This window comes from Streptomyces sp. NPDC039462 (assembly GCF_055639375.1).
Window position 1 is genome coordinate 209346 of record NZ_JBVKAO010000009.1, and the last position, 22103, is coordinate 231448.

Here is a 22103-nt window from a genome sequence, read left to right on the forward strand (position 1 = left end):
GGGCCTACGCGGGCCTACGCGGGCCTACGCGGACCTACCTGGGCCTACCCGGGCCGCATGGACCGCAGCTTGCCCCAGACGACGAGCCGGTATTTGGAGGTGTACTCGGGGGTGCAGGTGGTGAGCGTGATGTAGTACCCGGCGTCGCGATACCCGTATCCCTCGCGCACGTCACTACGAGGCACGCTCCGGATGACACCGCTGTCGCGGGCGGAGGTCCGCGCCAGGGTCTTGTCGACGACGTACGTGTAGCGGGCGTCCGCGGTCCGGACCTCGATCTCGTCCCCGCGCCGCAACCGGTTGATGTACCGGAAGGGCTCCCCGTGGGTGTTGCGGTGCCCGGCGAGAGCGAAGTTCCCGGCCCGGCCGGGCTGGGCGGTGCGGGGATAGTGCCCGGCGTACCCCTGATTGAGCACGGCCCCCTTGCTCACGCCCTCGCCGACGGGGACGCGGATGCCGATGCGGGGGATGCGGAGGACGGCGTAGGCCTGGTCCCAGCGGGGCTCGGACGCGCCGGTCGACCCATCGGTGGCCCCCGCGGCTGGGCGGCCGTCACGCGGCGATGGTCGGTCACCACCTTCCGAAGAGGCCCGGGGAGGGGACCCCGAAGACCGCCCGGAACCGGCGGCCGGACCAGGCTCCCCGTCAGGGGAAGCGGCCCACGCCTCCTCCAGGGCCTCGACCTTCCGCTCGGCGGCGGCGCGGGCCTGCCGGTTGGTCCACCAGAGCTGATGGGCGACGAGGAGGAGCAGGACGAGCCCGAGGGTGACGGCGACTTCGGCGCCGTTCCAGAGCAGCCGCAGGCCGAGGGGGCGAGGCGGGCGGCGCCCTTGCTGAGGGCGACGGGGGCGGCCCCCTTGCTGAACGACGGGCACGCGACTACGCACAAGACCTCCTCCGCCCGATGCCCCCGCCCGGCCCGGCGGGGTGCCGTTGCCCGGCAGGCCGACGTTCCCCGGCGGCCCGGAGGATAGGCGCTGCACCGACAACATTCCATGGCCGAACCGGAGCAGCCCCCGCACCGACTCAGCGCTGCCCCCGCCCCGACCCTCCTGCGGGAGGCACGCTCGGCAGTACCGTGTCCCGTATGCGCCCCGAGAAGCCTGCTGCCGCCGACCACGTCGACGTCGACCACATCGCCGAAGCCGCGCGCCTGGAACGCACGGCCGACCTGTATCCGGAGGACGCCGAACAGCTCCTCATCCAGGCCGCGGCCCACCTCGAACTGGCCGGCGCCCGCGACCGCGCGACGACGCTCTACGACCGCCTCCTGTCACCCTCCGCGCCGCACCCCGCGTCCGCCCCGCTCCTGATCCGCGCGCTGAAGGCCTCGAACCTCTGGGAGTACGGCCACGAGGCCGAGGCCCGCGCGATCATCGACGGAGTCCGCACGGCGTCGCCCCGGGACCCGGCACCGTGGGTGATCGTGGCGGAGTCGCTGGAGGCACACGACGAACTGGAACAGGCACAGGCCACCTTCACAGAGGCGGCATCCCTCCTGATCCCCGCCACCACGACGAACCCCCCGTACGCGACGCACCCCCTCCTCTTCGGCCGCCACCGCGTACGCCGCCTCCTGGGCGCGGAGCACGACGAGTGGGACGCGCTCGCGGACCGCGTCTCGACGGCCTCCGTCTCCCTGGACGAACTCCACGACCCGAAGCGGACCTGGTCCCTCGGCTCGGAGAACCCCGCGGAACTCCGCGCGGAAATCGCCCGCATCCAGGCGGAGTTGGGCTCCTACCGCGAGGCGCTGTCCCGCCCGTTCCCCGTGGCAATCCTCCACTGGCCGGCCGCGGAACTGACAGAACTCCTGACGGCATACCCGTCCCTGACCTCGGAGTACCCGTCCCACGAGGCCCACCTGTCGACCATAGAGTCCTCCCTCCGCGAACTCTCCACCTCCGGCACCCCGAACCTCGGCATCGTCACAGGCACAGTCCCCTCCTACGAAGCCTTCGCCGCCTCAGAAGCCACATCCCCGGAGGACCCGTCCCTCCTCCCTCAGTACGCAACGACACTGGCAGCCCGAGGCCGAGCGGTCCCTTGGCCACCGGAGAAGGGTGGGGTGTGCTGGTGCGGGTCGGGCCAGACTTACGCCTCGTGCCACGGAGCTCCCTCCGCCTGACCGGGACGACCTCTGACTAGCCCCACCGACACAACGTTAAAGATCCTCCTGCTGCCGACCGAGTCCATAGGCTGGTTCGGCATACCGCCCGCTAGGTGATATCGCGTGCGGCACTTTCCTGGGGAGGACGAGGCGTGACTGCGGCGTTGGGGCCCAACGAGGCCACTTCTGGGTTGTACGAGCAGTTGGTGGCGCTCCGCATCGAGGACCAGTTGAAGGGCCTCGATGCAGCCAACTTGCCCACCATCAACGGCCTGACCGGTTCTGCGTCGACACCTCGCGACGTCGCATGGCGCATTGCCGAGGCCATACGCAGCGCACTCCAGCAGCTGCCTGAGCAGGAACGGGTGCACACGGCACACAGCCTTCTGGAGTCAGTGGCAACGTTGGACGGTGTCCGTGACTGGGTCAATCGCCTAGCTGCTGAACGTGGAATGATTGCCTATCCGCACCAGAAAGACATGCTGGAGCGTCTAGCAGTAGAGCGCTCAGTCCGTGGCCGCCACCGAAACCTCCTGGTTGCCGCGACTGGAACGGGCAAGACGGTGATGGCGGCGCTCGACTACCAGGAGCTGTGCCGCGAAGCAGGACGCAGTCTGCGACTTCTTTTCGTCGCACACCGCAAGGAAATCCTGGATCAATCACGGCAAACATATCGACGCGTACTTAATGATGCCACGTTCGGCGAATCACTACACAGTGGCGACAGCCCTGAAAAGTGGTCACATGTCTTCGCGAGCGTTCAATCTCTCAACCCTCAAGTGCTAGAGGGAATATCCCCAGAGTACTTTGACGTAATCGTCATCGACGAGTTCCACCACAGCACTTCCCCTACATACCGAAAGATCATCGATCACTTCACGCCGATGGAACTTCTCGGCCTGACCGCAACCCCCGAGCGCATGGACGGAAAGAACGTTCAGGATGAGTTCTTTGACGGTCACATCGCGGCAGAGATGCGCCTATGGGAGGCGCTAGAGAACGAACTCCTCAGCCCCTTCCGTTACTTCGGGATCAGCGATGACACTGACCTGCGGTCTGTGGCGTGGAAGCGTGGCACTTACGATCTGGCCTCCCTCAGTGAAATATTCACGCAGAGCGGTGAGAGAGCCCAACTCGTCGTAGAAGCAGTCAAGGAAAAGGTTCCTGACCTGGGAAGTATGCGAGCCCTGGGATTCTGCGTATCCGTCTCTCACGCGCAGTTCATGGCCCACTACTTCCGAGAGGCTGGGATAAAGGCCACCGCTCTCTCCGGCGCGAGCCACCGCGATGAGCGAAAAGAAGCCCTAAGCGACCTGAAGGCCGGAAAGATCCAAGTGATCTTCTCTGTTGACCTGTTCAATGAGGGTCTCGACATCCCCGATGTAGACACTTTGCTGCTGCTCCGCCCCACCGCAAGCGCGACCCTGTTCCTGCAGCAACTCGGCCGCGGACTGCGCCGCACGGACCATAAAGAGTTTCTGACCGTTCTAGACTTCATCGGCCAGCACCGCAAAGAGTTTCATTTCGAGAATCAATTTCGAGCGCTCACGAACCTCACAAGGAAGCGCCTGCTGGACAACTTGGAGCACGATTTCCCATCGCTGCCATCGTCCTGCCAAATCATTCTGGAGCCCAAGGCCAAGCAAGCCATCATCAAGAACATCAAGGAGCAACTTAACGTCAACGCCAATGCGCTTGCTCGCGAAGTCAGGGAGTACGACGAGCCCTACCTGTCTACATATCTGACAGAAAGCGGGCGAGACATCAAGGAAATCTATCGTGGCGGCAACGGCAACTCGTGGACCAGCCTTCTCCGCCGCGCGAAACTGCTACCGGAAGCGGCCCCTCATGGCGAGCTAGGCCTGTTGAAGCGCATCTCGTCTTTCCTCCACGTGGACGATCGTGACCGCATCGAGGCGTATCAGCGTCTCCTTTCAGATGATGCACCTATCTACGACGCCATGAGTCCGATCGAGCAGAGCTTCGCCCGCATGCTGTTCTTCAACTTCTGGGACAATGCCGGTGGTTACTCGTCCTACCAGGAGGGCCTAGCCTCACTACAGGAGCATGAAGCTGTACGCGACGAGCTACGCCAGGTCCTTGAACACTGCCTGGCCCACGCAGATCACTACCCGATCCGCCTAGAAGAGCCGCACAGCAGCCTCCCCTTGAACATTCACAGCTCCTACAACCGCTCGGAGATTCTTGCGGCCCTCAACGTGGCGCGCTTGGGTGGGCAGATGCCGCGTTCGTTTGCGCAAGGTGTAGTGGAGGCCAAGGAATTCAACACCGACGCCCTCCTCATCACTCTTGAAAAGGATGACAAGGACTTCACTCCTACCATCCGGTACAAGGACTACGCGATGAGCCCGACGCTATTCCACTGGGAGTCGCAGAACGCCACGGATGAGAACTCCGCCACCGGCCGCCGCTACCGCGAGCACGCCCAACGCGGCAGTCACATCCTGCTGTTCGTGCGCCGCTACAAGAGCACCGACATCGGTGGCGCCGAGCCATGGATGTTCTTGGGTCCCGCCCAGTACGTATCCCACGAGGGCAGCAAGCCGATGGCGATTACCTGGCAACTCCAGCACGAGGTCCCGGCCGACGTCTGGACGTACTCCTCAGTCACAACCTAGGAGTCTCTTCCTCAGCCTCGAACTGCAGTTGTGCACGGTCCAACACCTCGTCGGGGTCACATCCGTACGCGCGGAGCCAATGGAGGAGGCCGGCGATCTGACCGATTGCCGCTTCCTCCGCCACCACGGCTCTCAGGCGCCCCTGCCCTAGTTGCTGCGCAAAGCAGGCGCCGCTGTACACCGCAAGGGGCTGCACCGCCCGCGGCGTAGGTGAGCAGTCCCCATGACCATTCGTGGCAACGAGGTCCATTGCCAATTCACACCACACCACCTTGGAATCCGCGTGGAGGATAATGCCCCATCGTTGCTCTGTGACGGCATCGATGAGCTGCATTCCACGCCCCGATTCCGCGTCACTTCCGGCGGCGTGGAGAGTGGGTAGCGCTCGCGCGTCAGGGTCTCGCATTTCGATGCGCAGATACGTGCACTTCATGGAGACCATGAGCGTAGCGGGCGTTCCCACACCCACGTGGTTGATGACGTTCGAGGCCAATTCCGTGACGCACGTCTGAGCCGAATCGACGAGCCCCGGAACCCCCCACCCGGTGAGGTGGTTCTTCAACGCGCGCCGCAGTACCGCTACCTCGCCGAGATCTGCCACGAAGGATAGGTCCCACGATTTCTGCCTAGGGCAGCTACCTGCAGGGGTCACCATGCCTACCTTCCACACCATCCGTGCATTGCGTGACCACGGGTCACTCTTAGTGAGAGACTCCCAGTGACCATCCCGCCGTGCAACATGCACGAAGAGATTCCCCTGATGGAGTGATTGGAAGTTGGCGCCACTTCCGATGTGATGGCACATCCGCTACAGCAAGAGGAGTTGACGTGTCCGGTTCGCCCACCGCACGCCGCCGACGACTGGCGATCGAGGTCAAGAGGCTGCGCGAGGAGAACGGCTTCACCTGCAACCAGGTCGGCAAAGCGCTGGACTGGAGCAGCTCCAAGGTGAACCGCATGGAGACGGGGCAGGGGCGGGTCCAACCATCCGATGTGGACGCTCTGTGCCGCTTCTACGAAACCTCGGATGAACTGCGCGACCTGCTCAAGTCCCTGGCCAAGGAGTCCAAGACAAAGGGTTGGTGGCACGCCCACGGGACTGCTGTCCCCTCCTGGTTCTCCGTCTACGTGGGACTGGAGCAGGCGGCATCCGGCCTGCGTAGCTATCAGGGAGAGTTCATCCCCGGCTTGCTTCAAACGCATGACTATGCAACGGAGTTGAGTCGCTCCTGGGTCGATCACACAGCCGACGAGATCCAGCGGATGGTCGACGTACGCATGCGACGCCAGGCTCTGTTGGTAGGCGACTACCCTCCTGACCTGTGGACAGTCGTACACCAGAGCACGCTGATGCATGTCGTCGGAAATCGGCGGGTCATGGCCGGCCAGCTCGAACGTATGCTGGAAATGGCGGAGCTGAGGAACGTGACGGTCCAGGTCTTGCCGTTTGACGCAGGCGCATACCCCACGACCGGGTCGTTCACTGTGCTCGGCTTCCCGGAACAAGAGGACCCAGACGTGGTGTACCGGGAAGGACTGACGGACTCCGTCTATCTCGAGGAGCCCAGGGACGTCGCCCTCTACTCGAAGGCCTTCGACCACCTCAGGGCCTTGGCCCTCGGCCCACAGCGCTCAGTATTGCTGATCAAGCAAATCCTGAAGGAGCACTCCCTATGACCTCACTTCCAACCGTCCAGTGGCGGAAGAGCAGTTACAGCAATGGCATGGGCGGGGAGTGTGTCGAGGTCGCCCAGTTGTCGACTGACATTGTCGTGAGGGACTCCAAGGTGCCTACGCGACCTTGCATTACCGTGGGCGCTCGCGCCTGGGAGGGCTTCATAGGCGCCGTTCGCGATGCGAAGTCCATCGATGCCTAGCTAGCGAACCGCTCAGCTTCTAGGTGGCTGACTGCTCCGTACCTCGGACTACCTCCCCGGCACGTTCCAGGAAGAGGGCGCGGTGATCTGCCACGACCTGCATTTTTCGCTCCCACTGGGTCCAGCGTGAGTCCAGGTCTCCTGCGGTCTGGGGCATCCCACGCTGAGCGTCGACGAGAGCCTGTGCTGCCTCAGCCGTCTCGGCTCTGAGTAGCTGAGCGAGATCCACCACCTCCTGCGGCCCCCACAGAGCGAGTTGGTTGAGGCAGGGCTGCATAGCCAATATGCGCGAACCGAGTTCAGTACGGGCGTCGCTTGCGAGAACTCCGCCCCCGCGCACGCCAGCCGCTGCTCGACGCAGCGAGTCCTCCACCGCGGAGTGCGCGTCGAGCAACTTCGCGTAGACCTGCTGCTGTTGGCTGCGAACCCATTGGACATGCCCGGCAGCAGCTTGTCCCTCAACCTGCAGTCGAGCGGACTCCACTGTCTTCTCTCCGCCAATGCGAGCGCCTCGGAGGCCAGCGAGCGCGCCGATGAAAGCGCCTGCGACGGCCCCCGCGGTTCCGGACACTCCAGCTATCACCGCAGCGAGTCCTTGGTCCATGAGTTCATCATCCCCGACTCGCCAGTACGCCCCAACGGCCCCCCTGGCTTGGCCCCTTGCCCCCTCACTCTCAGGCTGGATCGGGCCGACTAGCCTCTGAGGCATGACGACTCTCGCCCCTTCGTTCAGACCCGGAGACATCCGTACACGTGCGGAAATTCGTGCGGAACTGGGAGGAAGCCCCCAAGGGGGTATCTGCCCGTCAAGGGAGAAGGGAACGGTAGTTCTCTACTCCGACATCAGCGCTGGCGAGAAGTACGGGTACCGGGACGGGTGGCTGCGGGAGCCGGATAGATTTGGCCCCATTTTCGAGTACACAGGTGCGGGCGCTGTCGGAAACCAGTCGTTCGAAGGGCTGCGCGGGTCAGGGAACGCGGCGATTGCCCTGCACGCCACTGATGGGCGCATACTTCATCTATTTATCGCGGCTGGAAAGGTCCCGGGCACGGGCATCAGGACCCACCGCTATATAGGGGCTTTCGGGGTCGATGAAGATCGACCGTATGTCATACGCCGCGCGCTCGACGAGAACCAAACAGAGCGCGATGTCATCGTTTTCCGTCTGCGACCTATCGGGGAATTCTACCGGTCGGAGGATGACGTAATTCCGCCCGCGCGGGAGACGAAAGTGACCTTCGTCCGAGGCGGGGCACTACGCCGCCCGAGGGCGCCCAAGCGAGGGAGGGTAGTCGGCGGGCGGGACGCCTCGGCGGCAACTGCTGCTGCTCAGACACGGGAGGACTTGACTGTTGACTATGCAGCCACACTCAGCGGTGATCAACACTCCGTTGGCCGTCTTGAAGTGCGGGCCCGAGGCCTCGAAGACACCCTAGTCGCCGAACTGTTCGACGAGACCCAGCATGCCGTCTACGAACCTTCCGGAAGCGCCTCCCGCCAGGCAACCAAGGACGCCTTTGTACAGCTCTTGGAAATCAGTAGATACGTGGAGTCAACCGACAACAGGCCACTGCGGCGCATGGTCCTCCTGCCTGGCTTGCCTGATGACGACATTCGCGATCTTCTCGCAGCGAATAACGTCGGCATTATATATCGCGACGAAGCTGGAGAATTCATCGAGTTCTCCAGCTCAAGTCCCACATTCAGCATGTCGGAGAACCCGACATACCCCTGCGCTGAATGCCCTGCACTCGCCCGTTAGGGCCGAGTTACGGTGGTTCTGCTCGATGTGTCGATGGAGAGGGAGATCCGTGCCTTACGCCCGTGAGAACGACCAAGACCGCAAGTTCCTGGACATGGCCATCGCCAACTCTCGGCGCTCGCTTGAGGAGGGCAGCAGCAAGAAGCCCTTCGGGGCCGTCGTCGTCCAGGGTGGGGAAGTCGTGGGGACCGGGAGCAACTCTGTCGTCGAGTCATGTGATGCGACCGCTCATGCTGAGGTCAATGCCCTGCGCGACGCGGGGCAGCGGCTCGGGACGTATCTCTTGGAGGGGGCGACGCTGTACTCCAGTTGCGAGCCCTGTCCCATGTGTCTCACCGCCTGTTACTGGGCGGGGATCAGTCGTCTCGTCTACGCCGCCGACCGGCACGACGCTGCCCGCAACGGGCACCCGGACCTGCAGTTCTATCGGGAGCTGGCGCTGCCCAACAGGGAGCGGCGGTTGTTGGACGAGGTGCCCGTCGAAGGGGAGGTCCGGTCCGATGCGGTCGGGGTGCTCGCCGCGTGGGCCGCCGAGCAGCCGGAGCCGGTCGAGCCGAAGCTTTGAGGGTGCCAACCTGAGCCGAAGCTCTGAGGGGGTCGGCCGCCGTCTCATTGCTCCGCGTTAGCCTCATCCGTAGACAGACAATGTGGGTGTAATACCGAGAGGCGGATAAATCATGGCGAGGATTCCCGGCGCAGTCGTGGCTGCGAGTGGGCTGGTCGGGGGGTACGCCACCGCCCGGTTCACCAAGAAGCGGCCCCTCGGGGGCGCCGTGCTCGCCGCCGCGGGAGTCGTCGCCGCTCGGCAGTGGCGCGAGGCCGCCGGCGCGAAGACCGCCGCCGCGCTCAGCGCGGCCTACGTCGCCGGGTTCGCCGGGTCGCATCCTCTCGCCAAGAAGGTGGGCGCCTGGCCCGCCGTGTTCGGCGTCGCGGGTGGGGTCGGGGTCGCCTCCTGGGTCCTCGCCGACCGCCGTAGTTGAGGGGAGGGGGCGGGCGCGGGTGCTGCGGCCCAGCCCTGCCTCATGCCTTGCGGCGGGCCGCGCTTCGCGCCGCCCCCGCCGTCACCAACGCCCCCACCCCCATCACCAGCGTGCAGAACGCCCACGCCAGTGGCCACGCGGTCGCGTCCTGCGTGGGGTGGGAGTTGAAGGAGGCGTACATCAGCGTCGCCGGTGGAGCCGCCACCACCAGTAGCGTCCATACAAGGCGGTCTCTGATGCCGAAGTAGGCCGCGAGGGTCAGGAGCGACAGGGCCAGGAGTGCTGCTCCTGACGTCGTCACCGGGGACGTTTCGTTGAGTGCGCCCGCGGTTTCCGCGCGGTTGCGCAGGTCCCAGGGGAGGCACGCCACGTATGCCGTGGCCGCCAGCGCCGCGCCCAGGAGGCGGGTCGCGTATCTGGGGAGCGGTGCCGTGTGCCGGAGCGGTATCAGCGTCGCGTTCATGTGTACGACGGTGCCGTCCCGGCCGCGTGGCACGACAGAGTACGCGTACTCATTCCCGGAGCGCCTCGGAGGGGCTGAGCTCTCAGCCCCTTCGGCATTTCCGAAGTGGGGCCTGGCCGCGGAACGTTGATCTGTACGTCGCCGGTGATACCCCCACCCCCGCCACGAAGTGCGCCCTCAGCGACGCCGCCGTGCCGAAGCCCGCCTCCGTCGCCACCCGGTCCACCGTGTGGTCCGTGGATTCGAGGAGTTCCCGCGCGCGGTCGACCCTCCGCTGCGTCAGCCACTGCATCGGCGTCAGGCCCGTCTCCTCGCGGAAGCGGCGGCTGAACGTGCGTACGCTCATCGAGGCCCTGGCGGCCAGCTCACCCAGCGTCAGCGGGTCGGACAGGTGCTCCTCCGCCCACGCCCGCGCCGCGCTCGTCGTCGATGTCGACTCCCGGACCGGAACCGGCCGTTGGATGTACTGCGCCTGGCCGCCCTCCCTGTGCGGCGGCACCACCGTGCGGCGTGCCACGTCCGCCGCCACCGCCGCGCCGTGGTCCCCGCGGATCATGTGGAGGCACAGGTCCACGCCCGCTGCCTCCCCCGCCGAGGTGAGGATCCGGCCCTCGTCCACGTACAGGACATCGGGGTCGACCGTCACCGAGGGGAACGTACGGGCGAACAAGTCCGCCGACAACCAGTGCGTCGTCGCCCTGCGGCCGTCCAGCAGACCCGCCGCCGCCAGGACGAACGCTCCCGTGCAGATCGACGCCAGCCTCGCCCCTGACGCCGATTCCAGTGCCCGTGCCAGCGGTGCCGGCAGGCCGCCCGGGGGCAGTTGCTCGTCCTCCTCGTGCGAGGCGGGCACGATCACCGTGTCCGCCCAGGCCAGCGCCTCCGGGCCGTGCGGTGCGCCCACCGGGAAGTCCGCGTCCGTGCGGATCATGCCCGGACCCGTCACCGCGCACGTCCGCACCTCGTACAGCCGCTCCCCCGCCGGGCCCCGCGCGCCGCCGAACAGCTGGTGCACCAGGCCCAGTTCCATGGGCAGTACGCCGTCTCGTACGAGCACCGCCACCCCGTGCGTCCCGGAACTCATGGCCATGAGCAGAACCTAGCGGCCCCTCACTTCGCCGTCGGCGCCGTCGTCGCCGACAGGGGTGTCGCGATGTCCTCAAGGGACCTCCGCTCCGCCCGCACCGCGAGCGCCGCCGCCACCAGGCCCGCCGCGCACATCAGGCCCGCGCCGATCTGGAAGGCCAGGACCGTGTCGCCGACGACTCCCGACTCCGTCAGCTTGGCGAAGATCAGGGGGCCGCTGATGCCGCCTGCCGCCGTGCCCACCGCGTAGAAGAAGGCGATGGCCATGGCTCGGGTCTCCATCGGGAAGATCTCGGAGACCGTGAGGTACGCGCTGCTCGCGCCCGCCGACGCGAAGAACAGGACCACGCACCAGCAGGCCGTGAGCGTCGCCGCGCTCAGCGAGCCGCGGTCGAAGAGCCAGGCCGTGGCGAAGAGGAGGAGGCCGGAGAGGATGTATGTGGAAGAGATCATGATGCGGCGGCCGACCGTGTCGAAGAGCTTGCCGAGGAAGAGCGGGCCGAGGAAGTTGCCCGCCGCGATGACGGCGAAGTAGTAGCCGGTGCTGCCCGACGGGACGTCGTAGAACTTGGTCAGGATCGCGCCGAAGCCGAACGTGATCGCGTTGTAGAGAAACGCCTGGCCGATGAAGAGGGACAGACCGAGGGTCGCGCGCTTCGGGTAGTCGCGGAACACCGTCTTCGCGATGAGGCCGAAGCCGATGCTCTTGCGCTGGTGGATGGTGATCTCGCGGTCGGGCGGCGGCAGCGGCTTGCCCTTCTCCTCCTCGATCTCCCGTTCCACCGACGAGACGAGTTCCTCTGCCTTCTCCCCGTGCCCGTGGATCAGCTGCCAGCGCGGGCTCTCCGGGACGTGGCGGCGTACGAGGAGGATCACCAGGCCGAGTACGACGCCGAGGGCGAACGTCAGCCGCCAGCCCAGGTCCTTCGGGAAGATGCTCGTGTTGAGCATGACGACCGAGAGCAGCGAGCCGCCGATCGCGCCCAGCCAGTAGCTGCCGTTGATGATCAGGTCGACGCGGCCCCGGTACTTGGACGGGATGAGCTCGTCGATGGCCGAGTTGATCGCCGCGTACTCCCCGCCGATGCCGAAGCCCGTCAGGAACCGGAAGAGGAAGAACCACCAGGCGTCGAAGGAGAGCGCCGTGAGGGCCGTGGCGGCGAGGTACACCGCGAGGGTGACCATGAAGAGCTTCTTGCGGCCGTACTTGTCGGTGAGGCGCCCGAAGAACAGCGCACCGGCGCAGGCGCCCGCCACGTAGAGGGCCGCCGCGAGGCCGGTGACCTGGGCCGAGCTGATCGCAAGACCGCTGCCTTCCTCGGAGAGGCGGCTCGCGATGTTGCCGACCGTGGTGACTTCGAGGCCGTCCAGGATCCAGACCGTGCCGAGGCCGATCACGATCATCCAGTGCCAGCGGGACCAGGGCAGCCGGTCCAGGCGGGCGGGGACGGCGGTGGTGACGGTGTTGCCCGAGCCCTCTTGGTCACGCGGTTCCGCGGGCGTGGACGACGCGGTCATGGCGGGTGACTCCTTCCGCTGCAGCCACGTCGCCGGACGCGGGACGCGTTACGCCGGTCGCGTTGCGCCGGACGCGTTACGCGGGACACGGGCTGCGACCCCGCACCACCGGGCGACGGCCACCTCTACGCCGAGGGGCTCCTCCAGAGTGCCCAGCGATCCCCCGATCACGCTCGCCGACCCGCGTCGCCCCCCTCAGGCGTACGCCTGAGACGTACGCCTGAGACGTACGCCCATGCCCCACGCCCGGCAGCCGCTACGCCCCCAGCAGCCGCGACACCGTATAGATCGCGAGCCCCGCCAGGGAGCCGACCACCGTGCCGTTGATCCGGATGAACTGCAGGTCACGGCCGATGTGCGCCTCGATCTTCTTCGAGGTGTGCTCGGCATCCCAGCCGGCCACGGTGTCACTGATGAGCGAGGTGATCTCGTCGCGGTACGTCGTCACCACGTACACCGCGGCGCCCTCGACCCAGCCGTCGACCTTCTGCTGGAGCCGGCCGTCCTTCGCCATCCGCGCGCCGAGCGACAGCAGCGACGCCCGCACGCGCAGCCGCAGCTCGCTGCGCTCGTCCTCCGCCGCGGCCACGATCATGGCGCGCACGGCCGACCAGGCGGAGGCGATGAGGTCCTGCACCTCACCGCGTCCGAGGACCTCGCGCTTCAGCCGCTCCACGCGCTCCCGCGTGTCCGAGTCGGACTGCAGGTCGGCGGCGAAGTCGGCGAGGAACCGGTCGACGGCGCCCCGCGCCGGGTGCCCCGGCATGTCCCGCATCTCGGTGACGAAGCGGAGCAGTTCCTTGTAGACCCGCTCGCCGACCCGCTTGTCGACGAACCGCGGCGTCCAGCCGGGCGCCCCGCCCTGCACCGCGTCCATCACCGAGTCGCCGTGCTCGACGAGCCAGTCGTGCGCGCGTACGCAGACGAGGTCCACGACCCGCTTGTGGCCGCCGTCCGCGACGACCTTCTCCAGCATCTTGCCCATGCCCGGGGCGATCTCCTGGGCGTCGGCCCGCCGCGTGATGGCCTCGCCGACGACGGCCTGCACGTCCGAGTCGCGCAGCACGGTCAGCGCGCCGCGCAGGGCCGTGGCCAGTTCGGCGGTCACCCGGTCGGCGTGTTCGGGCTGCGCGAGCCAGGTGCCGAGGCGGCTGCCGATGCCGACCGCGCGCAGGCGGCCTCGTACGACATCGGCGGAGAGGAAGTTCTCCCCCACGAAGTCGCCCAGGGAGGCGCCCAGCTGGTCCTTCTTGTTCGGGATGATCGCCGTGTGCGGGATGGGCAGGCCGAGCGGGTGACGGAAGAGCGCCGTGACCGCGAACCAGTCGGCGAGCGCGCCGACCATGCCCGCCTCGGCCGCCGCGGCGACATACCCCGCCCAGGCGCCCGCTCCGGAGTGCTGCGCCCACTTCGCGAGTACGTAGACGACGGCGACCAGGACGAGCAGTCCCGTCGCCGTGATCTTCATGCGGCGGACGCCCCGGCGCTTCTCCTCGTCGGCGGGGCTGTAGGCGAGGCCGCCGAGGCCGCCCTTCATGGGCCCCACGGGTTTCCGTATGGGCCCCTTTGGGCCATTTGTGGGGTTATCGGCACCGAAAGCGCCGTCCCGCTCGGTCGAACCCTCCGCATTTGCGCGTTCCACTCACTCCACCCGGCCCGTTCGCGTCGTCCTCGTCCGCACTGCTCCCCTGCCACTGTTCCCCTGCCGCCGTTCCCATGCCCTGTGTTCTACGTCCCTTCTGACCTACTCCTGGAACGAACGACAAGTTCCCGGCGTCTGAAAGAGCGGAGGGGGGCACTGTCGGCCGTCTCCCGGCCCATGCCGCATCATGGGGTGATCACACCGGAGCCTCGGGGCTCCCCCTGCCCGAGGAGAAAGAGCCCGCATGACCAAGCGACACGGTTATGCCCTTCTCGCCGCGGTTCTCGCGGTCATAGTGGTGATTTCAGGCGCCATATACATCGGCGTCTCCGGCACGGACGACGGCTCGCAGGACACCATCAGCGCCGGTGGCCGCAACCCCCGCAACTCCGCCGCACCCGCCTCCTCCGGCATCTGGGTCGGCTCCTGGTCCGCCTCGCCCGCGGGGTCCGAACCGGGCACGGCGCAGAAGGGGTTCGCCGGCCGCTCGATCCGCAATGTGGTGCACACCAGCGTCGGCGGCACCAGCGCCCGCATCACCCTTTCGAACCTGTACGGGACCACACCGCTCAGCATCACGCACGCCTCGATCGCCCTCGCCTCCGCGTCGAACAGCCCCGCCGCGGCGGCCGGCACGCTGCGCAGGCTCACCTTCAACGGCAACACGTCGGTGGTGATCCCGCCGGGCGCCCAGGTGATGAGCGACGCGGCGCGGCTCCGGGTCCCGCACGACGCGGACCTGCTCGTCACGACGTACTCACCGACCCCGTCCGGCCCGGTCACCTACCACCCGCACGCGCGCCAGATCAGCTACGTCGCGGAGGGCGACCGCACCGAGGACCAGCTGGGCGACGCGTACACCGAGCAGAGCCCGTACTGGCGCTACCTCTCCGCGGTGGACGTCCTCAGCAACGAGACCGACGGCACCGTCGTCGTCTTCGGCGACTCCATCACCGACGGCATCTCGTCCACGATGGGGGCCAACCGGCGCTGGACCGACGTCCTCGCCGACCGGCTGCGCACCGAGTCGGGCGCGCCCCGCTACGGCGTCGCCAACCAGGGCATCAGCGGCAACCGCATCCTCTCCGACGGGAACGGCAACCCCGCCGTCAACCCGAGCGGGCTCTCCCGCTTCGACCGGGACGTGCTGGACCGGACCGGCGTCAAGGCCGTGGTCATCGCGCTCGGCGTCAACGACATCCTGCGCAACCCGCACCAGAACGATCCCGACCGGATCGTCGAGGGGCTGCGCGAGCTGACGCGGCAGGCGCACACGCGCGGGCTGCGGGTCGTCGGGGCGACGCTCATGCCGTTCGGGGGGCACCGGGGGTACGAGCCCGCCCTGGAGGACGTGCGCCAGGCCGTCAACGCGGAGATCCGCTCCGGGAAGGTCTTCGACGAGGTCGTCGACTTCGACCGGGCGTTGCGGGATCCGTACGATCCGCGGAGGCTGCGGAAGCAGTATGACTCCGGGGATCATTTGCATCCGTCCGATGCGGGGTTCCGCCGGATGGCGGAGACGTTCAATCTGTCTGATCTGAAGGGGTCGGCTGCGGCTGAGCTCTGATTTCCCTGAGCTCTGATTTCCCGGGGGCTCCGGGGGCGGGGTTTTGTCTGCGGGTCGGTTGTGGCTGGTCGCGCAGTTCCCCGCGCCCCTGAGCTACCCGGAGTGCTCGGCGCCTTGACTGTGGGTCGGCCGGGCTGGAGTTGCGCAGTTCCCCGCGCCCCTGGGGTAGCCGGGGGGCTCGGTGCGTCACGTGCTGGGTCAGGGGTCGATCTGGCGGCGGGACTCCTTGCGTTGGAGTTTTTCTTTGCGGCGTTCTTCCTTCAGGCGGAGTTTTTCGGCCTTGCGGATTTTTCGGTCGACGCCTACGCCGCCCATCAGGGCGAAACCCTTGACCACCACGCGGGGCGAGTCGGGCGTGCCCTCACCCGTCGCCCTGTCGTCGAAGCCGCCCATGATGCCGAAGCCCTTGACGACGACGGTCATCTCGGGCGGCACGGTGACCTGCAGGCCGCCCATGATCGTGAAGCAGCGGATCTCGACGTCGCGCTCCGTGAACCGTGCCTCGCGCAGGTCGATGTCGCCGCCGCCCCACAGCGCGAACCCGGTGAACTGCCGGCCGACCACCCAGCCGCCCTTGCGGCTGAACCCGCTCCAGATGGCGATCCCGACGGTCGACGTCGGTTCGCCGGTCGTCATCCGCTCGGCCCAGTCGATGGCGGCGGGGTTGTCGCCGGCCGGCCGCTTCACCATGGACACCTTGGCGCCGTGCGAGGGCAGGTCGCGGGTGAGGGGCTCAAGCTCCCCGTACGTACGGGCCTTGTACGTCGCGTCCAGGCGCTCCTCGAACTCCGTCATGTCGAGGCGGCCCTCGGCCATCGCGTCCCGGAGCTGTTCGGCCACCCGCTCGCGGTCGGCGTCCGATGCCCGCAGGTCGGGGAGGGCCGGCCGGTCGGGGATGCTGGGCAGGTCGGTGAGGTCGTCACTCATAAATCAGAAGCCTACGAGGTCGGCTTCTCGGCGTACATCTTCGCGATGACCGCCTCGATGTCCGGTTCCCTGACCGAGAGATCGGCCAGCGGATAGCGTGCCGCGATCCGTGCGACAAGCGGAGCTGCCGACTCCGCCGCCGGGAAGGCGAGCCACTGCCGCGGTCCCTCCACCTTCACCACCCGTGCCGACTCCGATTCGACCTCGATCGGCGGGAGTTCGCGTTCGAAGTCCACGACCAGCGTGCGCTCGCTCTCGCCCACCTCGTGCAGGCCCGCCAGCGGACCGTCGTACATCAGGCGCCCGTGGTCGATCACCATCACCCGCTTGCAGAGCTGCTCGATGTCGGTCAGGTCGTGGGTGGTGAGGAGGACCGTCGTCCCCGCCTCCTCGTTCAAGTCCCGCAGGAAACCACGGACTTTCGCCTTGCTGATGACGTCGAGGCCGATCGTCGGCTCGTCCAGGTACAGCACCTCGGGGTCGTGCAGCAGCGCCGCCGCGATGTCGCCGCGCATCCGCTGGCCGAGGGAGAGCTGGCGTACCGGGACGTCCAACAGGGCGGAGAGCTCCAGGAGTTCCACGCAGCGGTCGAGGTTCTCGGCGTAACGAGCGTCCGGGATGCGGTACATGCGGTGCATCAGGCGGTACGAGTCGATCAGCGGCAGGTCCCACCAGAGCGTCGTGCGCTGGCCGAAGACGACGCCGATGCGGCGGGCGAGCTTCGCGCGCTCCCGCGACGGGTCGATGCCCGCCACCCGCAGGCGGCCGCCGCTCGGTGTGAGGATGCCCGTCAGCATCTTGATCGTCGTCGACTTGCCCGCGCCGTTCGGGCCGATGTAGCCGACCATCTCGCCGCGCGGCACGGTGAAGGAGATGTTGTCCACGGCCCGCACCTGGTGCCGCTCGCGGCGCAGGAAACCCGTCTTCCTGCGTACGTCGAAGACCTTCTCGACGCCGTCCAGCTCGATGAGGTCCGTCCGGTCTGTGGGCAGGTCCGTCAGGTCTGTGTGCAAGGCGGTTCAGCTTCCTGTGCTGCGGTACGAACGGAGTCCGGTGCGCCAGGCGAGGCCGGCGAGCGCGAGGCACCCCGCGGCCACCAGCGGCGGCGTGAACGCCACCCACGTCGGCAGGTCCAGCGGATAGGGCCGCCCGAGGACGTACAGCGCGGGCAGCCAGTTGACGAAGGCGAGCGGCAGAATGAAGGTGACGCCGCGCACCAGGTCCTTGGCGAAGACGGTCGGCGGATACTGGAGCAGTGTCGTACCGCCGTACGTGAAGGCGTTCTGCACCTCGGCCGCGTCCTGCGCCAGGAACTGGAAGGCGCCGCCCGCCACGAACAGGGCCCCGAAGATGCCCGCCCCGCTCAGCAGCATCAGCGGCACCATCAGGACCTTCAGCGGCGTCCAGTCGATGTCCAGGGCCACGAGCGCGTACGCGAGGACCAGCGCGCCCTGCGTGAGGCGGCCGATCCTGTGCAGCCCGAAGCGGTCGGCGGCGACCTGCGCGATGACCGGGGCGGGCCGCACCAGGAGCGTGTCGAGCGTGCCGTCGCGCACCCGTCTGCCGAGCCGGTCCATGGACCCGATGGCCAGGTCGGCGAGGCCGAACGCGGTGCACGATGCGCCGTACAGGAACGCGATCTCGGAGAGCGAGTACCCGCCGAGCCTGTCCACCTGGGAGAACATCAGCAGGATGGCCACGAAGTCGAACGCGGTCACCGCGAAGTTGCCGAGCGCCGTCATCGCGAACGACACGCGGTAGGCCATGAGGGAGCGGATCCACATGGCGGAGATCAGCCGGTAGGCACGCAGCCCCTCCCGGGCCTGTCGCAGGTCAGCCACCCTGGACCACCACCCGTCGCGTGGCCACGCCCTGCAGCAGCCGCCCGGCCGTGAGCAGCGCCGCCGCCCAGCCGAGCTGGAAGGCGTACGTCCGCAGCAGCCCGGCGCCCGAGTACTCCCCGAGGAACACATCGGCGGGCACCTGGAGCAGCGCCGACCAGGGCAGCGCGCGGGCGAACTCGCCGAGCGCCCCGGGGAAGACGTTCAGCGGGAGGAGCATCCCGGAGAAGAAGGTGCCGGCGAGCATCGCCACCTGGGTGGTGCCGGCGCCGTCCGTCAGCCAGAAGGCGGAGAGCGCCACCAGGAATCGGATCGCGAAGCTGACCACCGTGCCGAGCAGGACGGCGACCAGGAACGCCAGCCAGCCCAGCGCGTCCGGGGGCAGCGTCAGGTCGAAGACGAGCGCGCCGAAGATCATCGGTACGATCCCCCGCCCGAGCAGCTGGAAGGCGGCCCGGCCGAGGTCGGTGGCGAGCCACCAGGCCTGGAGGTCGGCGGGCCGGTAGAGGTCGACGGCGATGTCCCCGGTGCGGATGCGCTCGATCAGCTCGTTCTCGAAGCCGCCGCCCATCAGCGCCATCGCCGTCAGGAGGCCCTGGCCGAGCCAGACATAGGTGAGCGCCTGCGACTGGTCGTAGCCGCCGAGCCCCGGCCGCTCGTCCCAGAGCGCCACATAGGTGTAGGCGAGAATGAGGCCGAAGACCGTATTGGTGAACACCCCGGCAGCCGTCGCCACCCGGTACGTGGCGTACCTGCGGAAGCTCCCTCCGGTGACGGCCGCGTACAAACGGAACCGTCCTGCACGCACGAGCATCCCTTTCACCGTGGGCTTCGTCCCGAACCGGGCCAAAGCGCTGGAGCCTAGTGCGATCGGGGTCGCTCGTGCCAGGCATTTTCGGCGTGGGGCGCGTGCCTGGTCATGAAGGTGTGTGAGCAGGGTGTGCAATGGGGTGGCTATGGGGTTGCCATGGGGTTTACGAGGCGTGCTGGATGTACGACGCTAACCGGGAGTTCCGCAAGACATGAGTGACGAGCCGCAGCAGCAAGGTCCTGCCGGGCAGCAGGATCCTGCCGGGCGCCGGGGCTGGAAGCCCCGTGAGCCGCAGGACACGCCCGAGGACGCGGCGACCGCCGACAACGCCACGCCTCCCGCCGACACGCCCCCTGCCGAGGCGATCCCCGCGGCCTCCAAAGCCCCCGCGGCCTCCGAAGCCTCCACGGCCTCGGCGGCCTCTGAAGTCTCTGCGGCCTCCATGGCCTCTGAAGCCTCCGCGGACTCCGGCGACGGCCCGAAGGCCAAAAAGGCCAAGAAGCCCAAGCGCCCCAAGCGCAAGGGCTGGCGGCGGATCTTCCCGACCTGGCGCATGGTCCTCGGCGGCTTCATCCTGATCGTCCTGCTGTGCGTCGGCGGCTTCATGGCGGGCTACATGCTGGTCGACATCCCGCCGGCGAACGCCGCGGCCACCAAGCAGAGCAACGTCTACCTGTACTCCGACGGCACCCAGATCGCCCGCGACGGCGAGGTCAACCGCGAGAAGGTGCCCCTCAAGCAGGTCCCGCTCACCGTCCAGCACGCCGTGCTCGCCGCCGAGGACCGGGACTTCTACGGCGAGTCCGCGGTCGACCCGAAGGCGATGATCCGCGCGGCCTGGAACACGGTCACCGGCAAGGGCAAGCAGTCCGGCTCCACGATCACCCAGCAGTACGTGAAGAACTACTACCTGGGCCAGGAGCAGACGGTCACCCGCAAGGTGAAGGAGTTCTTCATCTCGATCAAGCTGGACCGCGAGGTGAGCAAGAACGACATCCTCGAGGGCTACCTCAACACCAGCTACTTCGGCCGCAACGCGTACGGCGTGCAGGCCGCAGCCCAGGCCTACTACGGCAAGAACGTCCAGGACCTCACGGTCGGCCAGGGCGCCTACCTCGCCACCCTCCTCAACTCCCCCAACGCCTACGACGTCGCCACGCACCCCGAGAACAAGCAGCGCGCCGCGGGCCGCTGGAACTACGTCCTGGACGGCATGGTCAAGGAGGGCTGGCTCAGCAAGGCCGACCGGGCGAAGACGAAGTTCCCGATGCCCGACGAGGCCAAGGGCGCGGCCGGCCTGTCCGGGCAGCGCGGCTATGTCGTGAAGGCCGTCGAGGACTACCTCATGGCCAACAAGATCATCGACGAGGACACCCTCGCCAAGGGCGGCTACCGCATCACCACGACCCTCCAGAAGGACCGCCAGGACGCCTTCAAGAAGGCCGTCGACGAGGAGGTCATGTCGAAGGTCGACAAGGACGCCCGCAAGGTCGACCGGAACGTCCGCGCGGGCGGCGCATCCATCGACCCGGCCACCGGCAAGGTCGTCGCCATGTACGGGGGCATCGACTACACCAAGCAGTACGTCAACAACGCGACCCGCCGCGACTACCAGGTCGGATCCACGTTCAAGCCGTTCGTCTTCACCTCGGCGGTGGAGAACGGCTCGGTCACCCAGGACGGCCGGCCGATCACCCCGAACACCGTCTACGACGGCACCAACAAGCGTCCCGTCCAGGGCTGGAGCGGCGGCACGTACGCCCCCGAGAACGAGGACCACGTCAACTACGGCGACATCACCGTCCGCACCGCCACCGACAAGTCCGTGAACTCGGTGTACGCGCAGATGGCCGTCGACGTCGGCTCCGACAAGGTCAAGGACACCGCCGTCGCCCTCGGCGTCCCGAGGACCACCCCGGACCTCACCGCGTCCCCGTCGATCGCGCTCGGCCCGTCCACCGCGAGCGTCCTCGACATGACCGAGGCGTACGCGACGCTGGCGAACCACGGCAAGCACGGCACGTACACGCTCGTCGAGAAGATCACCAAGAACGGCGACGAGATCACGCTGCCGGAGCCGAAGACCCGGCAGGCCGTGAGCCGTGAGGCCGCCGACACCACCACCTCGATCCTGCAGAGCGTCGTCCAGGGCGGCACCGGTACGGCGGCACAGGGCGCGGGCCGGCCGGCCGCGGGCAAGACCGGCACCGCGGAGAACGACACGGCGGCCTGGTTCGCGGGCTACACCCCCGACCTCGCCACGGTCGTCGCGGTGATGGGCCAGGACCCCGAGACCGGCGCCCACACCCCGCTGTACGGCGCGCTCGGCGAGCCCCGGATCAACGGCGGCGGCTACCCGGCCCGCGTCTGGGCGGAGTTCACCAAGGACGCCCTGGAGGGCAAGCCCGTCAAGGACTTCGACCTGGAGCTGGAGCAGGGCGCGGACGTGCCCGAGGTGCCGGACCCGACGACGGGCGGCGTCGACGAGCCCGGCACCGGCGGCACCACGGACGGCGGCGCCACCACCGACGGCGGACAGGACACGGGCGGCGCCACCACGGGCGGCCAGGACACCGGCGGAGGCGCCACCACGGGCGGCCAGGACGGCGGCGGCCAGACGGGCGGTCAGACCGGTGGGCAGGACGGGGGCCAGACGGGTGACCAGACCGGCGGCCAGGACCCGGGCGGAGCCGCCGACGGGGGCGCCGCCGACGGCGGACCGACCGACGGCGGCGCCCAGGGCGGGCCGACGGGTGGCGGCACCGACACCGGAGGAGGAGCGGTCGACGGCGGCACGGACGACGGCGGGGCGCTCGGCGGCCTCACGGACGGCTAGCGGACGCCGCTGGTGGCCCGAGGCCCAAGGCCGACGGCCCCTT

At 67.9% G+C, this 22103-nt stretch carries 18 protein-coding genes and 1 pseudogene; 9 read left to right on the forward strand and 10 right to left on the reverse strand.

What is annotated here, in order from left to right; translation table 11 throughout:
• Positions 1 to 44: 44 nt before the first annotated feature.
• On the reverse strand, positions 45 to 887 hold the full coding sequence (locus ACZ7LU_RS36315; RefSeq protein WP_471919190.1) for a class E sortase: 843 nt from the start codon (positions 885 to 887) through the stop codon (positions 45 to 47).
• Between the two features lie 200 nt (positions 888 to 1087).
• Between ACZ7LU_RS36315 and ACZ7LU_RS36320 the strand changes: the two genes are divergently transcribed.
• Positions 1088 to 2128 (forward strand): SEC-C domain-containing protein, encoded by a 1041-nt coding sequence (locus ACZ7LU_RS36320; protein WP_471919191.1) that lies wholly within the window; start codon positions 1088 to 1090, stop codon positions 2126 to 2128.
• 443 nt (positions 2129 to 2571) lie between these two features.
• Positions 2572 to 4749: pseudogene (locus ACZ7LU_RS36325) on the forward strand (DUF3427 domain-containing protein); the annotation flags it as partial.
• Here the strand turns inward: ACZ7LU_RS36325 and ACZ7LU_RS36330 are convergent.
• On the reverse strand, positions 4739 to 5350 hold the full coding sequence (locus ACZ7LU_RS36330) for an ATP-binding protein (RefSeq protein ID WP_471919192.1): 612 nt from the start codon (positions 5348 to 5350) through the stop codon (positions 4739 to 4741). The pseudogene ACZ7LU_RS36325 and the gene ACZ7LU_RS36330 sit on opposite strands and share 11 nt — an antisense overlap.
• A 227-nt stretch (positions 5351 to 5577) precedes the next feature.
• Between ACZ7LU_RS36330 and ACZ7LU_RS36335 the strand changes: the two genes are divergently transcribed.
• The 5 genes from ACZ7LU_RS36335 to ACZ7LU_RS36355 all read left to right on the forward strand — a co-directional run bounded on the left by ACZ7LU_RS36335 (position 5578) and on the right by ACZ7LU_RS36355 (position 9369).
• Positions 5578 to 6426 carry a helix-turn-helix domain-containing protein gene (locus tag ACZ7LU_RS36335; RefSeq protein ID WP_471919193.1) on the forward strand — a complete coding sequence of 283 codons (849 nt, stop codon included), beginning with the start codon at positions 5578 to 5580 and terminating at the stop codon, positions 6424 to 6426.
• On the forward strand, positions 6423 to 6626 hold the full coding sequence (locus ACZ7LU_RS36340; protein ID WP_468082737.1) for a DUF397 domain-containing protein: 204 nt from the start codon (positions 6423 to 6425) through the stop codon (positions 6624 to 6626). The genes ACZ7LU_RS36335 and ACZ7LU_RS36340 overlap by 4 nt, the downstream gene beginning before the upstream one ends.
• A gap of 707 nt (positions 6627 to 7333) precedes the next feature.
• Positions 7334 to 8389 carry an SRA domain-containing endonuclease gene (locus tag ACZ7LU_RS36345; protein ID WP_471919194.1) on the forward strand — a complete coding sequence of 352 codons (1056 nt, stop codon included), beginning with the start codon at positions 7334 to 7336 and terminating at the stop codon, positions 8387 to 8389.
• A 49-nt stretch (positions 8390 to 8438) separates the two neighbouring features.
• Entirely contained in the window at positions 8439 to 8954 is a 516-nt protein-coding gene (locus ACZ7LU_RS36350; protein ID WP_471919195.1) for a nucleoside deaminase, read from the forward strand.
• Between the two features lie 112 nt (positions 8955 to 9066).
• Positions 9067 to 9369, forward strand: a complete 303-nt coding sequence (locus ACZ7LU_RS36355) for a hypothetical protein (RefSeq protein ID WP_471144719.1) — start codon at positions 9067 to 9069, stop codon at positions 9367 to 9369.
• A 40-nt stretch (positions 9370 to 9409) separates the two neighbouring features.
• Here ACZ7LU_RS36355 and ACZ7LU_RS36360 read toward each other — a convergent pair whose 3' ends face one another.
• The 4 genes from ACZ7LU_RS36360 to ACZ7LU_RS36375 form a co-directional block, all read right to left on the reverse strand.
• Positions 9410 to 9832, reverse strand: a complete 423-nt coding sequence (locus tag ACZ7LU_RS36360) for a hypothetical protein (RefSeq protein WP_471919196.1) — start codon at positions 9830 to 9832, stop codon at positions 9410 to 9412.
• A gap of 82 nt (positions 9833 to 9914) precedes the next feature.
• Positions 9915 to 10922 (reverse strand): GlxA family transcriptional regulator, encoded by a 1008-nt coding sequence (locus ACZ7LU_RS36365; protein WP_471919197.1) that lies wholly within the window; start codon positions 10920 to 10922, stop codon positions 9915 to 9917.
• Between the two features lie 20 nt (positions 10923 to 10942).
• Complete coding sequence (locus ACZ7LU_RS36370; protein ID WP_471919198.1) at positions 10943 to 12436, reverse strand: MFS transporter; 1494 nt, start codon at positions 12434 to 12436, stop codon at positions 10943 to 10945.
• A gap of 256 nt (positions 12437 to 12692) precedes the next feature.
• A complete protein-coding gene (locus tag ACZ7LU_RS36375; RefSeq protein ID WP_398298537.1) occupies positions 12693 to 13973 on the reverse strand; it encodes a DUF445 domain-containing protein in 1281 nt (426 codons plus the stop codon).
• Between the two features lie 349 nt (positions 13974 to 14322).
• On the opposite strand from ACZ7LU_RS36375, the gene ACZ7LU_RS36380 reads away from it, so the two are divergent.
• Positions 14323 to 15645 carry an SGNH/GDSL hydrolase family protein gene (locus ACZ7LU_RS36380; protein WP_468560195.1) on the forward strand — a complete coding sequence of 441 codons (1323 nt, stop codon included), beginning with the start codon at positions 14323 to 14325 and terminating at the stop codon, positions 15643 to 15645.
• A gap of 198 nt (positions 15646 to 15843) precedes the next feature.
• Here the strand turns inward: ACZ7LU_RS36380 and ACZ7LU_RS36385 are convergent, their stop codons facing one another.
• The 4 genes from ACZ7LU_RS36385 to ACZ7LU_RS36400 are packed head-to-tail and all read right to left on the reverse strand — an operon-like array spanning position 15844 to position 19227.
• Complete coding sequence (locus ACZ7LU_RS36385; RefSeq protein WP_471919199.1) at positions 15844 to 16572, reverse strand: DUF1707 SHOCT-like domain-containing protein; 729 nt, start codon at positions 16570 to 16572, stop codon at positions 15844 to 15846.
• An 11-nt stretch (positions 16573 to 16583) separates the two neighbouring features.
• On the reverse strand, positions 16584 to 17585 hold the full coding sequence (locus tag ACZ7LU_RS36390; RefSeq protein WP_398298205.1) for an ATP-binding cassette domain-containing protein: 1002 nt from the start codon (positions 17583 to 17585) through the stop codon (positions 16584 to 16586).
• 6 nt (positions 17586 to 17591) lie between these two features.
• Positions 17592 to 18413: an ABC transporter permease gene (locus ACZ7LU_RS36395; protein WP_468717044.1), complete on the reverse strand. Its 822-nt coding sequence runs from the start codon at positions 18411 to 18413 to the stop codon at positions 17592 to 17594.
• On the reverse strand, positions 18406 to 19227 hold the full coding sequence (locus ACZ7LU_RS36400) for an ABC transporter permease (protein ID WP_471919200.1): 822 nt from the start codon (positions 19225 to 19227) through the stop codon (positions 18406 to 18408). The genes ACZ7LU_RS36395 and ACZ7LU_RS36400 overlap by 8 nt, the downstream gene beginning before the upstream one ends.
• A gap of 208 nt (positions 19228 to 19435) precedes the next feature.
• Here ACZ7LU_RS36400 and ACZ7LU_RS36405 point away from each other — a divergent pair, with 208 nt between their 5' ends.
• Positions 19436 to 22060: a transglycosylase domain-containing protein gene (locus tag ACZ7LU_RS36405; protein ID WP_471919201.1), complete on the forward strand. Its 2625-nt coding sequence runs from the start codon at positions 19436 to 19438 to the stop codon at positions 22058 to 22060.
• Positions 22061 to 22103 lie beyond the last annotated feature (43 nt).

Coding starts and splice junctions, on each gene's coding strand:
- ACZ7LU_RS36370 (WP_471919198.1), bottom strand. CDS start 12,436: ATGACCGCGTCGTCCACGCCCGCGGAACCGCGTGACCAAGAGGGCTCG.
- ACZ7LU_RS36360 (WP_471919196.1), bottom strand. CDS start 9,832: ATGAACGCGACGCTGATACCGCTCCGGCACACGGCACCGCTCCCCAGA.
- ACZ7LU_RS36385 (WP_471919199.1), bottom strand. CDS start 16,572: ATGAGTGACGACCTCACCGACCTGCCCAGCATCCCCGACCGGCCGGCC.
- ACZ7LU_RS36380 (WP_468560195.1), top strand. CDS start 14,323: ATGACCAAGCGACACGGTTATGCCCTTCTCGCCGCGGTTCTCGCGGTC.
- ACZ7LU_RS36340 (WP_468082737.1), top strand. CDS start 6,423: ATGACCTCACTTCCAACCGTCCAGTGGCGGAAGAGCAGTTACAGCAAT.
- ACZ7LU_RS36365 (WP_471919197.1), bottom strand. CDS start 10,922: ATGGCCATGAGTTCCGGGACGCACGGGGTGGCGGTGCTCGTACGAGAC.
- ACZ7LU_RS36375 (WP_398298537.1), bottom strand. CDS start 13,973: ATGAAGGGCGGCCTCGGCGGCCTCGCCTACAGCCCCGCCGACGAGGAG.
- ACZ7LU_RS36400 (WP_471919200.1), bottom strand. CDS start 19,227: ATGCTCGTGCGTGCAGGACGGTTCCGTTTGTACGCGGCCGTCACCGGA.
- ACZ7LU_RS36320 (WP_471919191.1), top strand. CDS start 1,088: ATGCGCCCCGAGAAGCCTGCTGCCGCCGACCACGTCGACGTCGACCAC.
- ACZ7LU_RS36355 (WP_471144719.1), top strand. CDS start 9,067: ATGGCGAGGATTCCCGGCGCAGTCGTGGCTGCGAGTGGGCTGGTCGGG.
- ACZ7LU_RS36405 (WP_471919201.1), top strand. CDS start 19,436: ATGAGTGACGAGCCGCAGCAGCAAGGTCCTGCCGGGCAGCAGGATCCT.
- ACZ7LU_RS36345 (WP_471919194.1), top strand. CDS start 7,334: ATGACGACTCTCGCCCCTTCGTTCAGACCCGGAGACATCCGTACACGT.